The 13,471-nt window shown below is 72.7% G+C and carries 12 protein-coding genes; 7 read left to right on the top strand and 5 right to left on the bottom strand.

What is annotated here, in order from left to right:
- Positions 1–5: 5 nt before the first annotated feature.
- On the top strand, positions 6–2,678 hold the full coding sequence (ppdK, locus tag QMO56_RS01590; RefSeq protein WP_283523271.1) for a pyruvate, phosphate dikinase: 2,673 nt from the start codon (positions 6–8) through the stop codon (positions 2,676–2,678).
- 126 nt (positions 2,679–2,804) lie between these two features.
- Positions 2,805–3,635 (top strand): cyclopropane-fatty-acyl-phospholipid synthase family protein, encoded by an 831-nt coding sequence (locus tag QMO56_RS01585; protein ID WP_283523270.1) that lies wholly within the window; start codon positions 2,805–2,807, stop codon positions 3,633–3,635.
- Positions 3,636–3,651: 16 nt separating this feature from the next.
- On the opposite strand, the gene QMO56_RS01580 is transcribed toward QMO56_RS01585, so the two are convergent.
- The gene (locus QMO56_RS01580) at positions 3,652–4,476 is read right to left on the bottom strand and encodes a folate-binding protein YgfZ (RefSeq protein WP_283523269.1); all 825 of its coding nucleotides are present in this window, start codon (positions 4,474–4,476) and stop codon (positions 3,652–3,654) included.
- A gap of 84 nt (positions 4,477–4,560) precedes the next feature.
- Between QMO56_RS01580 and QMO56_RS01575 the strand changes: the two genes are divergently transcribed.
- The 4 genes from QMO56_RS01575 to QMO56_RS01560 are packed head-to-tail and all read left to right on the top strand — an operon-like array spanning position 4,561 to position 8,564.
- On the top strand, positions 4,561–5,484 hold the full coding sequence (locus QMO56_RS01575) for a glycosyltransferase family 9 protein (protein WP_283523268.1): 924 nt from the start codon (positions 4,561–4,563) through the stop codon (positions 5,482–5,484).
- 37 nt (positions 5,485–5,521) lie between these two features.
- Complete coding sequence (locus QMO56_RS01570; RefSeq protein ID WP_283523267.1) at positions 5,522–6,607, top strand: glycosyltransferase; 1,086 nt, start codon at positions 5,522–5,524, stop codon at positions 6,605–6,607.
- A 7-nt stretch (positions 6,608–6,614) separates the two neighbouring features.
- On the top strand, positions 6,615–8,372 hold the full coding sequence (asnB, locus tag QMO56_RS01565) for an asparagine synthase (glutamine-hydrolyzing) (RefSeq protein ID WP_283523266.1): 1,758 nt from the start codon (positions 6,615–6,617) through the stop codon (positions 8,370–8,372).
- Positions 8,373–8,432: 60 nt separating this feature from the next.
- The gene (locus tag QMO56_RS01560) at positions 8,433–8,564 is read left to right on the top strand and encodes a hypothetical protein (protein WP_283523265.1); all 132 of its coding nucleotides are present in this window, start codon (positions 8,433–8,435) and stop codon (positions 8,562–8,564) included.
- Positions 8,565–8,602: 38 nt separating this feature from the next.
- Here the strand turns inward: QMO56_RS01560 and QMO56_RS01555 are convergent, their stop codons facing one another.
- From QMO56_RS01555 to QMO56_RS01540, 4 genes are all read right to left on the bottom strand, one after another.
- Complete coding sequence (locus tag QMO56_RS01555) at positions 8,603–9,517, bottom strand: bestrophin family protein (RefSeq protein ID WP_283523264.1); 915 nt, start codon at positions 9,515–9,517, stop codon at positions 8,603–8,605.
- A 25-nt stretch (positions 9,518–9,542) separates the two neighbouring features.
- Complete coding sequence (gene der / locus QMO56_RS01550; protein WP_283523263.1) at positions 9,543–10,880, bottom strand: ribosome biogenesis GTPase Der; 1,338 nt, start codon at positions 10,878–10,880, stop codon at positions 9,543–9,545.
- Positions 10,881–11,067: 187 nt separating this feature from the next.
- On the bottom strand, positions 11,068–11,955 hold the full coding sequence (locus tag QMO56_RS01545; protein WP_283523262.1) for a hydroxymethylglutaryl-CoA lyase: 888 nt from the start codon (positions 11,953–11,955) through the stop codon (positions 11,068–11,070).
- Between the two features lie 150 nt (positions 11,956–12,105).
- Positions 12,106–12,882 (bottom strand): VOC family protein, encoded by a 777-nt coding sequence (locus QMO56_RS01540; RefSeq protein ID WP_283523260.1) that lies wholly within the window; start codon positions 12,880–12,882, stop codon positions 12,106–12,108.
- Between the two features lie 93 nt (positions 12,883–12,975).
- Here QMO56_RS01540 and QMO56_RS01535 point away from each other — a divergent pair, with 93 nt between their 5' ends.
- Positions 12,976–13,410 carry a MarR family transcriptional regulator gene (locus tag QMO56_RS01535; protein ID WP_349362331.1) on the top strand — a complete coding sequence of 145 codons (435 nt, stop codon included), beginning with the start codon at positions 12,976–12,978 and terminating at the stop codon, positions 13,408–13,410.
- The last annotated feature ends 61 nt before the right edge of the window (positions 13,411–13,471 follow it).

Below are 13,471 nucleotides of genomic sequence, written 5' to 3'. Positions count from 1 at the left end.
CCGGGATGCAGAAGTGGGTGTACGGCTTCGGCGCCGGCCGCAATGACGGCAAGGCCGAGATGCGCAACCTGCTGGGTGGCAAGGGCGCCAACCTGGCCGAGATGGCCTCGATCGGGCTGCCCGTGCCTCCGGGTTTCACCATCACCACCGAGGTCTGCACCTACTACTACGAGCATGACAAGCAGTACCCGGCCGAGCTGAAGGCGCAGGTGGCCGAGGGCTTGGCGCGCATCGAGGAGGCGGTCGGGCTGAAGTTCGGCGACGAGGCCAGGCCGCTGCTGGTCTCGGTCCGCTCCGGCGCCCGCGTCTCCATGCCGGGCATGATGGACACGGTGCTGAACCTCGGGCTGAACGACCGCACGGTGGAAGGCCTCGCCGCCGCCTCCGGCGACCCGCGCTTCGCCTGGGACAGCTACCGCCGCTTCATCCAGATGTACGGCTCGGTGGTGCTCGGGGTGGACCACCACCGCTTCGAGGAGATCATCGAGGACGCCAAGCTGGACAAGGGCGTCTCCGAGGACACCGCGCTCACCGCCGGGGACTGGACGCAGGTCGTCGGCGCCTACAAGCGCATGGTGGAGGAGGTGCTGGGCTCGCCCTTCCCGCAGGAGCCCGAGGCGCAGCTCTGGGGCGCCATCGGCGCGGTCTTCGGCTCCTGGATGAACCAGCGCGCCATCACCTACCGCCGCCTGCACGACATCCCGGCCGAATGGGGCACGGCGGTGAACGTCCAGGCCATGGTCTTCGGCAACATGGGCGAGGACTGCGCGACGGGCGTCTGCTTCACCCGCGACCCCTCGACCGGCGAGAACCTGTTCTACGGCGAGTACCTGATCAACGCCCAGGGCGAGGACGTGGTGGCCGGCATCCGCACGCCGCAGCCGATCCGCAAGAGCCGCGCCAAGCCCGGAGAGCGCAGCATGGAGGAGGCGATGCCCGGCGCCTTCGCCGAGCTGATGCAGGTCCGTGAGACGCTCGAGAAGCACTACACGGACATGCAGGACATCGAGTTCACCGTGCAGCAGAACAAGCTGTACATGCTGCAGACGCGCAACGGGAAGCGCACCGCCGCCGCCAGCCTCAAGATCGCCGTGGACATGGCGCGCGAGGGGCTGATCGACGAGCCGGAGGCGGTGAAGCGCGTCGCACCCTCCTCGCTCGATCAGCTGCTGCACCCGACGCTCGACCCGAAGGGAGCGCGCACGCTGCTCTCCAAGGGCCTGCCGGCCTCGCCGGGCGCCGCCTGCGGCGTGGTGGTGTTCTCCGCCGACGAGGCCGAGGCGCGCGCCGCCAAGGGCGAGAGCGTCATCCTGGTGCGCATCGAGACCTCGCCCGAGGACATCCACGGCATGCACGCCGCCAAGGGCATCCTGACCACGCGCGGCGGCATGACCAGCCACGCGGCCGTGGTGGCGCGCGGCATGGGCCGGCCCTGCGTGGCCGGCGCCGGCGGCGTGGTGGTGGACTACCACAGCCAGCAGCTCTCGGCCGGTGGCAAGGTGGTGCAGGCGGGCGAGACCATCACGCTCGACGGCGCCACCGGCGAGATCTTCCTCGGCACCGTGCCGATGGTGGAGCCGCAGCTCTCCGGCGACTTCGCGACGCTGATGGGCTGGGCCGACAAGGTGCGCCGCCTGAAGGTGCGTGCCAATGCCGAGACCCCGCTGGACGCCGAAACCGCACGGAAATTCGGCGCCGAGGGCATCGGCCTCTGCCGCACCGAGCACATGTTCTTCGACCCCGAGCGCATCGGCGCCGTGCGGCAGATGATCATGTCCGAGAGCGAGGGCGCGCGGCGCGAGGCGCTGGCCAAGCTGCTGCCCTTCCAGCGCAAGGACTTCATCGAGCTGTTCCGCATCATGGCCGGGCTGCCGGTGACGATCCGGCTGCTCGACCCGCCGCTGCACGAGTTCCTGCCCCACAAGGACGAGGACCTGGTGGAGGTGGCCGAGGGGCTGGGCGCCGACGTCGCTGCCATGAAGCGGCGGGCGCTCGACCTCTCCGAGGCCAACCCGATGCTCGGCCATCGCGGCTGCCGCCTCGGCGTGACCTATCCCGAGATCTACGAGATGCAGGCGCGCGCCATCTTCGAGGCGGCCGTTGCCACCGCCAAGGAGACGGGCAAGGCGCCGGTGCCGGAGATCATGATCCCGCTGGTGGGCATGAAGAAGGAGCTGGAGATCACCCGCGCCCAGGTGGACAAGGTGGCGAAGGAGGTCTTCGCCGAAACCGGCACCACCATCGAGTACCTGGTCGGCACCATGATTGAGCTGCCGCGCGCCGCGCTCACGGCGGACGCCATCGCGGGCGTGGCCGACTTCTTCTCCTTCGGCACCAACGACCTGACGCAGACCACCTTCGGCCTCTCGCGCGACGATGCCGGCAAGTTCCTGCCCTACTACGTCGAGAAGGGCATCCTGCCGAAGGACCCCTTCGTCTCGATCGACCCGGAGGGCGTCGGTGCGCTGGTGCAGATCGCCACCGAGAAGGGCCGCAAGGTGAAGGCTCAGCTCAAGCTCGGCATCTGTGGCGAGCATGGCGGCGATCCGGCCTCGATCCAGTTCTGCGAGAGCGTCGGGCTGGATTACGTCTCCTGCTCGCCCTACCGCGTGCCGGTGGCGCGGCTGGCGGCGGCGCAGGCGGCGCTGGCCGGCGGTGGCACCGACCGCACGGCCTGACGTCACGGGCCGCCGGGCGGGGGCAAGGCTCCGCCCGGCGGCGCTGTCGCCGCTCCCTCGGATGTGGTTCGGCCCGGCCGGGGACTGGGGCTAGACTGCCTGCTGCAACCCGTCCAGGGGGCGGCCATGGCGATCGAGCAGGATGTCGCGCAGCACTACACGCATGGGGCGCTGGAACGCGCCATCCTCGATGCGTTGGCGGCCAGCGGCCGCGATGCGAAGCGGCTGACCGCCGCCGACCTCGCCGAGATCGACGAACTCCATCTCGGCTGGCTGGCGGCGACGGCGGAACTGGCGAAGGCGCTCGGCCTCGCGCCGGGGATGCGCGTTCTCGACATCGGCTCGGGCCTCGGCGGGCCGGCGCGGTACTTCGCCGACGCGCATGGATGCCAGGTCACCGGCATCGACATCACGCCCGAATTCGTTGCGGTGGCCGCGGCGCTCACCCGCCGCTGCGGACTTTCCGGCAAGGTTGGCTTCCTGAAGGCGAGTGCGCTGGCCATTCCCCTCGCGAGCGGCAGCTTCGATGCCGTGACGCTGATCCATGTCGGCATGAACGTGGCGGACAAGCCGCGCCTCTTCGCCGAGGCGCGGCGCATGCTCAGGCCCGGTGGCCGCCTCGGCGCCTATGACATCGTGCATGTGAAGCCGGAGGAGCCGCTGCCCTACCCCATGCCCTGGGCGGACAGTCGCGCGACGAGCTTCGTCGAGGCTCCCGAGAGCTACCGGCGCCTACTCGCCGAAGCCGGCTTCACGCTGGAGCGCGAGGAGGACCGCAGCGAGCTGGCGCTCCGGCTGGGGCGGGAGATGCGGGAGCAGGCGGCGCAGCACGGCGCGCCGCCGCTCGGCCTGCACGTGCTGATGGGGAATGCGACGCAGCAGCGGGTGGGCAATGTGATGGAGGCGCTGGGGCGCGGCATCATCGCCCCGGTGGCCTTCATCGCCCGCGCCGCCTGACCATGCGCCGGGCGGCTCAGCCGCCGGCCTGCTCCGGCAGCCGCATCCAGCCCGGCACGCGCGGCACCAGCACCGCCTCGCCGCAGGACAGGCGCTCACCCTCCTGCAGCGGCAGGCGCAGCAGGGCGAGGCCCAGCCCGGCCGGATGGCCGGAGCGCATCTCGCCCACCGCCGCGCCATCGCGCAGCACCGGCGTGCCCGGCGGGGGCAGGGGGCCCTCCACCGCCACCGGCACCAGCCGCCGCTTCAGCAGGCCGCGATACTTGGTGCGGGCGGTCAGCTCCTGGCCCATGTAGCAGCCCTTGCTCCAGGAGACGCCGCCGAGCTCGTCGAAACCGGCCTCCAGCAGCACGGATTTCTCCGGCTCCAGGTCGGGCGCGCCGTCCGGCAGGCCGAGGGCCAGGCGGTGCCGTCCGTAGTCCCCCGCCGGGCCGGGCAGCGCCTGGCCGGCGGGCAGGAGGGCGCGCCAGCCGGCCTCGGGCAGGCGCGGATCGGGGGCGGCGATGGCCTCCGGCGGCGGTGCGGCCTCGCCCCAGCCGGCCCAGACGGCGAGGTCCGGCCGCTCGGCAAGGGCCACGCGGGAGCGCAGGCGGAAGCGCGAGAGACGCTGCACCAGCAGGGCGGCCTGGGCCGCGGGCACGTCCAGCAGCAGGCGGTCGCCCTCGGCCAGGATGAAGAAGTCGGCGAGCCACTTGCCCTGCGGCGTCAGCAGTGCGGCCCAGACGGCGCGGTTGGGCGCCGCCTGCGCGACGTCGTTGGACACGAGGCCCTGCAGGAAGTTGAGGCGGTCCTCGCCGGAGAGTTCCACCACGGCACGATCGGAAAGGGGGGCAATGGGCATCCCGAAGATTTTGGCAGGGGATGCGGTGCAGACAAGCCGCAACGCTGCACGCCACCGCTTAACCATGCTATGCGCGCGCCAACCATGCGCATCCTCTTCGTGACCGCAACCCGCATCGGGGATGCGGTGCTCTCCACCGGGCTGCTGGACCACCTGCTGCGGACCTATCCGCAGGCGCGGATCACCGTGGCCTGCGGCCCGGCGGCGGAGGGGATCTTCGCCCGGATGCCGGGGCGCGACGCCACCATCGTGCTGGAGAAGCGCCGCTTCTCGCTGCACTGGCTGGCATTGTGGAGCCAGGTGGCGCGGCATCGCTGGGACCTGGTGGTGGACCTGCGCGGCTCGGCCCTGGCCTGGCTGGTGCCGGCGCGCGCGCGCGCGGTGATGCGCGGCGGACGGCGGCCCGGCCACCGGCTGCTGCATCTGGGGCAGGTGCTGCGGCTGACGCCCGCGCCGCGCCCGGTCGCCTGGTTCGACGCCGCGGATGTCGCGCGGGCGGAGGCGGTGCTGCCCGGCGAGGGGCCGTTCATCGCCCTTGGCCCCAGCGCCAACTGGCCCGGCAAGGTCTGGCCGCCGGAGCGCTTCGTGGAACTCTTCAAGGCGCTCACCGCGCCGGACGGTCCCTTGCCCGGGGCACGCCCGGTGGTGCTGGCCGGACCGGGCGCGATGGAGGCCGGCCTGGCCGCCCCGGTGCTGCGGGCGCTGCCGGAGGCGGTGGACCTGGTGGGCCGCCTCTCCCTGCCGGAGGCGGCGGCGGTGCTGGCCCGCTGTGCGCTGTTCGTCGGCAATGATTCCGGGCTGATGCATCTCTCCGCAGCTGCGGGAGCACCGACCCTCGGCCTGTTCGGCCCGACCCAGGCCAGCGAATACGCGCCGGCCGGCCGCCGGGCACGGGTGGTGATGGCGCAGGGGGAGCCGGGCCGCGCACCGATGACGGCGCTGAGCGTCGGCGCCGCGCTGGAGGAGGCCGTCGCCCTGTTGCGCCGGCCGGAAGTGGCGGCGGCATGAGGGAGCGGCGGTTCCGTGCCGGGGCCGGGGGGCGCCCATGAGACTTGCCCAGGTGATGGCCGGCAGCACGATGGGAGGCGCCGAGGGCTTCTACGAGCGGCTTGCGGTGGCGCTGCACGGGGCGGGGGACGAGGTGCTCTCCGTCATCCGCAGCGATCCGGCACGCGCCGCGCGGCTGGCGGTGCACGGTCTGACGCCGGTGCAGCTCCGCTTCGGTACCTGGTTCGACCTGCCGACCCGGCTGCGCCTGCGGGCGAGGCTGCGGGCCTTCCAGCCCGAGGTGGTGGTGGCCTGGATGAACCGCGCGGCCAGCTTCACCCCGCGCGGCCCCTGGACCCTGGTGGGGCGGCTGGGCGGCTACTACGACCTGAAATACTACCGGCACTGCGACCATCTGGTCGGCAACACGCGCGACCTCGTGGACTGGATGGTGCGCCAGGGCTGGCCGCGCGAGCGGGCGCACTACCTGCCGAACTTCGTGGACGACATGGGCGGCATGCTGCCGGCCGAGCTGGACCTGCCGCCGGGTGCGCGGCCCGGGGCGCCGCGCCTGCTGGCGCTGGGACGGCTGCACCGCAACAAGGGCTTCGACACGCTGCTGCGGGCGATGCCGTCCCTTCCCGGCGCGGCGCTGGCCATCGCCGGGGAGGGGCCGGAGCGCGAGTCGCTGACCCGCCTGGCGGCCGAGCTGGGGGTGGCCGACCGCGTGCAGTTCCTGGGCTGGCGGCAGGATTCCGGCGCGCTGCTGGCGGCCTGCGACATCTTCATCTGCTCCTCCCGTCACGAGCCGCTGGGCAACATCGTGCTGGAGGCCTGGAGCGCCGGCCGGCCGGTGGTGGCGGTGGCGGCGCAGGGACCCTCGGAGCTGATCCGCGACAGCGAGACCGGCGTGCTGGTGCCGCTGGAGTCGCCCGAGGCGCTGGCGGCCGCCGTCAACGCCCTGCTGGACGACCCGGAACGCCGCGCCGCACTGGGCGAGGCCGGCCGCGCCGCCTATGCCGCCGGCTTCGCCGCGGCGCCGGTGCTTGCGCGCTGGCGCGGCTTTCTGCAACAGGTGGCGCCGCCTCCCGCTGCCGCCCCGGCGAGGTCCTTATCTGCCGAACCGCCGGGCGGGCGGAGCTGACCCTCGCATGTGCGGCATCGCCGGCCTCATCCTGAAGCAAGGACTCGTTCCGGACGCGGCGCTGCTGCAACGGATGACGGCTGCCCTCGCGCATCGCGGCCCGGACGGCGCCGGCCATCACGTGGCAGGCAACGTCGCCCTGGCGCATACCCGGCTGGCGATCATCGACCTCGCCACCGGCGACCAGCCGCTCTTTGCCGGGCCGGCCGCGCTGGTCGGCAATGGCGAGGTGTACAACTACCGCGAGCTGCGCGGCGAGAACCTGTTCTCCTGCGCCACCGGCAGCGACTGCGAGCCGCCGCTGCACCTGTTCCGCCGCGACGGGCTGGCCTTTGCCGACACGCTGCGCGGCATGTACGCCTTCGCCATCCATGACCGGGTGGAGCGCGAGGTGGTGCTGGCGCGCGACCCCTTCGGCATCAAGCCGCTCTACACCGCCGAGGTGGAGGGGGGCATCGCCTTCGCCTCGGAGCCGCAGGCGCTGATCGCCGCCGGGCTGGTGGCGCCGCGGGTGCGCGCCGAGGCGCGCTCGGAACTGCTGCAGATGCAGTTCACCACCGGCGCCGAGACGATCTTCGAGGGCATCCGCCGCGTGCTGCCCGGCGAGAGCATCGCCATCGCCAAGGGTAAGGTGCTGGAGCGGCGCCAGCGCACCGCGCTGCCGGAGGGCGGGCCGCTTCCCGTCAGCGAGGAGGAGGCGCTGGCCCGCTTCGAGACTGCCTTCCGCGACAGCGTGGACCTGCACCAGCGCAGCGACGTGCCCTACGGCATGTTCCTCTCCGGCGGCACCGACAGCGCGGCGGTGCTGGCCATGATGGCGCGGCTGAACGAAAGCCCGGTGCGCGCCTTCACCGCCGGCTTCGACGTGCCCGGTGCCGCCGACGAGCGCGAGCGCGCCGCCGTCCTGGCCCGCGCGGCCGGGGCGCGGCACGAGACCATCACCGTGACCGAGGCGGAGGTCTGGCGGCACCTGCCGGAGATCGTGGCGGGCATGGACGACCCGGCGGCGGACTACGCCATCATCCCGACCTGGTTCCTGGCCCGCCGCGCCCGCGAGACGGTGAAGGTGGTGCTCTCCGGCGAGGGGGGTGACGAGATCCTGGGCGGCTATGGGCGCTATCGCGCGGCGATGCGGCCCTGGTGGCTGGGCGGCAAGGCGCCGCGCACCCGGGGCGCCTTCGACCACCTCGATGTGCTGCGCGCCTCGCCCACCGGCTGGCGCGATGGCATCGCCGCCGCCGAGGCCGCCGCCGCCTCCAGCGGCCGCACAAGGCTGATGGCCGCGCAGGCGCTGGACATGGCGGACTGGCTGCCGAACGACCTGCTGCTGAAGCTCGACCGCTGCCTGATGGCGCATGGCGTGGAGGGCCGCACGCCCTTCCTGGACCGCGCCGTGGCCGAGGCGGTGTTCCGCCTGCCGGATGCGCTGAAGGTGCGCAAGGGCAGGGGCAAGTGGCTGCTGCGCGAGTGGCTGGCGCGCAACTTCCCCGCCGCCGAGCCGCACCGCCCGAAGCAGGGCTTCACCGTGCCGATCGGCGCCTGGATCGGGCATGCCGGCGAGCGGCTGGGGCCGCTGGTGGCGGCGCAGCCCGGCGTGATGGAGATCGCCAAGCCTGCCCGGGTGGCGGCCCTGTTCAAGGCCGCCTCCGGCAAGCGGGAAGGCTTCGCGGCCTGGCACCTGCTGTTCTACGCGCTGTGGCACCGGCGGCATGTCGAGGGCATCCTGCCGCAGGGCGACACGCTGGAATACCTCGCCACCCGCTGACCGGGCTGCCCTCGGGCGCATGATGCTTGGCCTGGGATGCGGAATGTGAGAGGTTGGCCGATGCAAGAAAGACCGACCATCCGCGCCCGCCTGCTGACGGCCCCGAGGATTCGCCTGCTGGAACAGCTCCTGCTGACCGGCGCGACCTTCTCCGGCCTGCTCGCGGTGCTGCACCTTCTCCGGCTCTCCTGACCTTTGTACCTCCCCGCCTGCCGCGCAGGCGGGGGCTTTCACAGCAGCAGATGGCGGTCCGGGCGCAGCGGCTCGGGCAAATCCGCCTCCCCCGACATCTCCAGCAGGTCGATCTCGATGACGCGCACCAGCGCGTTCAGCGGCAGATCATTCTGCTCCAGGCCGAAGGGCTCCTCCAGCTCGTCGCTCAGGGCATCGAGGCCGAACAGCGCATAGGCCAGGATGGCCGCCACCAGCGGCGTCCAGAAGCCCAGCGTGCCGACGAAGCCGACCGGCATCAGCAGACAGAACAGCCAGGCCGTGCGGTGCAGCAGCAGCGTATAGGCGAAGGGCGTGGGCGTGGAGAGAATCCGCTCGGTGCCGGCCTGCACCCCGCCCATGGCGGCCAGGTGCCCGGCCAGCCCGGCATAGAGCATGTCGCCCAGACGCCCCTCGCGCCGCAGCGCCGCCAGATCGGCGGCCTGGGCGCGCAGGATCGCCTCGCCCCGGTTGCGCCGTGCGGGCAGGGCGGCGGCCTCCTCTGCCGGCAGCCAGGCGCGCGCGGCGGCGGCGCCATCGGTGCCGCGGAGCTGGGCGGCCAGTTGCGCGGCGAAGCCGATGGCGCGGTGGAGCAGGCGCTGGCGCAGCGCCGAATCCTCGGGAAAGAGGGCCGTCACCTCGCGCCCGAAGCTGCGGGACTCGGCGACGAGCTGGCCCCAGAGCTTCCGCGCCTCCCACCAGCGATCGTAGCAGCTGTTGTTGCGGAAGCCGAGGAAGACCGAGAGCGCGATGCCGAGCAGCCCGAAGGGCGCGACGGTGAACTCGGGGAAGCGCAGCCGGCCGCTCTGGTGCAGCCAGGCGAGCAGCGCCGCCAGCAGGGCGATGAGCAGCACGCGCGGCGCCACGCGCGGCACGATCGAGCCGCGCAGGGCGAAGAGCAGATCCAGCGCGCCCGGCCTTGGCCGGACGATCATCGGGACCGCGCCCCTGGCGGGGCGCTCATTCCTCGACGAAGGGGTTCTTGCCGCCGCGTCCGTGCAGGCGGATCGGCACGCCCGGCATGTCGAAGGCCTCGCGGAAGCTGTTCACGAGGTAGCGGCGGTAGTCCTCCGGCAGGTCCTCGGCGCGCGGGCCGAAGACGGCGATGGTCGGCGGCCGGGCCTTGGGCATGGTGGCGTAGCGCAGCTTGATGCGGCGGCCATCCGCCAGCGGCGGCGCGTGGCGGGCCACGGCGGCCTCGAACCAGCGGTTCAGCTCGCCGGTCGGGATGCGGCGGTTCCAGCGCTCGACGGTCTGCCGCACGGCGGGCATCAGCCGCTCGACGCCCTTGCCGGTCATGGCCGAGAGCGCGACGACGGTGATGCCCTTGAGCTGGGCGAGGGAGGTCTGCAGCACGTCCTCCAGCGCCTTGCGCGCCACCGCCCGGTCCTCCACCGCATCCCACTTGTTGTAGGCGATGACCACGGCGCGGCCCTCGCGCTCGGCGAGGCGGGCGATGCGCAGGTCCTGCTCGTCCATGCCGAGGGTGGCATCGAGCACCAGCACCGCCACCTCCGCCTCCTTCAGCGCGGCGATGGTGGCGCCGACCGACATCTGCTCCAGGCTTTCGCTGATGCGGGCCTTCTTGCGCATCCCGGCGGTATCCACGAGGCGAACCTTGCCGCCGGTCTCGTCGGTCCATTCGACCGCGACGGCGTCGCGCGTCAGGCCGGGCTCGGGGCCGGTGATCATCCGCTCCTCGCCGACCAGGGCATTGAGCAGGGTGGACTTGCCGGCATTCGGGCGGCCGACGATGGCCAGCCGCAGCGGGCGGTCACGCTCGCGGGCCTCGGGATCCTCCTCGGCCGGCAGCAGCTCGATGGCGGTGCTGTAGAGGTCGCCCATGCCCTCGCCATGCTCGGCGGAGATGGCGACCGGATCGCCGAGGCCCAGTTCATAGGCCTCCATCGCCGCCATGCCGCCGGCGCGGCCCTCGGTCTTGTTGGCGACCAGCAGCACGGGGACCGACTGGCGGCGCAGCCAGGCGGCGAAGGCGCGGTCGGACGGGGTGAGGCCGGCGCGGGCGTCGATCACGAAGAGCACCAGGTCGGCCTGCCGGATGGCGGCCTCGGAGCTGGCGCGCATGCGGCCGGCGACGGTGTCGGGCGGCGCCTCCTCCAGCCCCGCCGTGTCGAGCAGCAGCACGGGACGGTGGCCGAGGCGGGCCTCGACCTCCTTGCGGTCGCGCGTGACGCCGGGGGTGTCGTCCACGATGGCGAGCTTGCGCCCGGCCAGGCGGTTGAACAGCGTGGACTTGCCGACGTTCGGCCGGCCGACAATGGCGATACGGGGGAGCATGATGCCGAGGCTTTACAGCGGAACCGGCCCCGGTGGAACAGAAACGGGCGTGAAAGCAAGGCTGGGGGAATGAATTCCCCCAGGCCCCCTTCTTTTTTCTGTCAGTTTCCCGTGTGGGCGGAAAGCATGGCCCCCACGGCCAAAAAGAAGATGGGGGTTTGGGGGAATTCCTTCCCCCGACCTTGTTCTAGGCCGCCAGGGCCTGCCGCACCCTTCCGCCGGGGCAGCCGCCGGGCAAGGCTGCCGCGCGTCGCGCCACCGGCAGCAAGGCGCCGAGGTCCAGGCCGGTGGAAGCCCCCATGCGGGCGAACATCCAGGCGACATCCTCGGTGGCCACATTGCCGGTCGCGCCCGGAGCGAAGGGGCAGCCGCCCAGGCCGGCGATGGCCGCATCGAAGACCCGCACCCCCGTGCCATGCGCCGCCATGATGTTGGCGAGGCCCAGCCCGTAGGTGTCATGGCCGTGGAAGGCCCAGGCGGCCACCTGCGGGAAGGCGCGGGCGCAGGCGGCGTGCAGGTCCGCGACATGGGCGGGGTCGGCGCGGCCGGTGGTGTCGCAGAGGGCGTATTCGGCGTCCGGGAGCAGCGCCGCGAGGCGGCCGACGAGGTCCAGCGTAGCCTCGGGGGCGACACGGCCGGTGAAGGGACAGTCGAAGGCCGTCGCGATGTTCAGGCGCAGACGGACGCCCTCCAGCTCCGGCAGCAAGGCGGCGAACTCGGCCACCGATTCCGCCGGGCTCATGCGGATATTGCTGCGGTTGTGCGCCTCGGAGACGGAGACGACCCAGACCAGATGCCGCGCGCCGGCGGCCAGGGCGCGGCGGGCATGGCGGGCGTTCGGCACCAGCATCTGCGGGTCGGCGCCGGGCAGGGCGAGGGTGCCGGAGAGCACCGCCTCGGCATCCGCCATCTGCGGCACGGCGGCAGGCCCGACGAAGGCGCCGGCCTCGATGCGCGTCAGGCCGGCGGCGGCGCAGCCCTGGATGATGGCAAGCTTCTCATCCGTGGGGATGAAGGGGCCGATCGGCTGGAAGCCGTCGCGCGGCCCCACCTCCACGATGGTGACATCCGGCATGATGCGGGTTCCTCCCGGGAGGAAGGGTGGCGCGGCGGGGGCGCGCCGACCAGTGCCGGATGCAGAGCCTTGGCATCGCGCGGTGCGATCACCCGGGGGAGGGCGGGGGGCGAGGGAGCGGGGGGCAGGGATGGCCGGGGAGCCGTGGCGTCAGCGTCCTGCGCTGATCAGCGCGAAGCTGGCGCCCTGCGGGTCCCGCGCCTGCAGGATCCACTGGCCGCCCGGCACCTCATGGGGGCCGTTCAGCACGGTGCCACCCTGCGCCTGCAGGCGCTCCGCCGCGGCGCCGACGCTCTCGAGGCGGAAATAGAAGGTCCAGGGGAAGGCGGCCATGCCGGGCGGGCGGGTCATCATGCCGCCGATCACCACGCCATCGGCGGCGAAGAGCTGATAGACGCCCATCGGGCCCATGTCGTGCGCCTCCGCCTTGGTCCAGCCGAAGAGGCGGGAATAGAAGGCGAAGGCGGCCTCGGCGTCGGTGGCCACCAGCTCGTGCCAGGCGGGATGGCCGGGCTTGTCCATGGCGAAGGGGGGCAGGGGCATCGCCTCGGTGCCGCGGAACAGGACGAAGACGGTGCCCTCCGGGTCGGCGGCGACGGCGAAGCGGCCGATGCCGGGGATGTCCTCGGGCGGGCGCAGGATGGAGCCGCCGGCTTCGGTCACGCGCGCCGCCATGGCATCCACGTCCTCCACCGCGATGTCGCCGATCCAGGTGGGGCGTCCTTCGCCGGCGCAGCTTCCGTCCTGCGGCATGGTCATGGCGCCGGCGACCGGGGCGTCCCCGGCGAGGAGCAGCGTATAGTCCGTGCCGGGCTGCCCGGCGCTTCGGGCGCCCCAGCCCAGCACCGCGCGATAGAAGGCGGTGGCGGCCGGTGCATCGGTGGTCATCAGTTCGTACCAGATGAAAACCCCATGCGGATTCGGCATCCTGTTTTCTCCGCTTCGCCGTGCTCCTTGCGCGGCGCCATTGCGAGACGACATGGATAAGTTGATATCAACGTAGATGGCTTGTCAAACCCCGTGGACCTGACTTTTCAGACGACCCTGCTGGTACGCGATGCCTGCCTCTGCCTGCATGTGCAGCGCGCGGCGCGGGCCCTGGCGCGCCGTTTCGACGAGGCGCTGCGGCCGGTTGGCCTGACCAGCGGCCAGTTCTCCCTGCTGATGTCGCTGAACCGCCCACAGCCGGCGCCGATGAAGTCGGTGGCCTCGGTGCTGGCGATGGACCGGACGACGCTGACCGCCGCGCTGAAGCCGTTGGAGCGGCGCGGCCTGCTGGTGGTGGCGGCCGATGCGCAGGACCGCCGCGCCCGCCGCCTGGCGCTGACCGAGGAGGGACGCGCGCTGTTGGCCGCGGCGCTGCCGGTCTGGGAGCGGGCGCACCGGGAGGCGGAGGCGCTGCTGGAGGGCGGCGATGCCGGCCGGCTTCGCCGCGACCTGCTGGCCTTGTCCTGAGGGGGCAGGGTCCGGGGTGGTTCAACCGCCCCCGCCCTGCCGGTTTGACCGGACTTGGCCG

The organism is Roseomonas sp. E05 (assembly GCF_030063475.1).
Taxonomy (GTDB): domain Bacteria; phylum Pseudomonadota; class Alphaproteobacteria; order Acetobacterales; family Acetobacteraceae; genus Pseudoroseomonas.
This window is presented reverse-complemented; position numbering and strand designations above follow the sequence as displayed.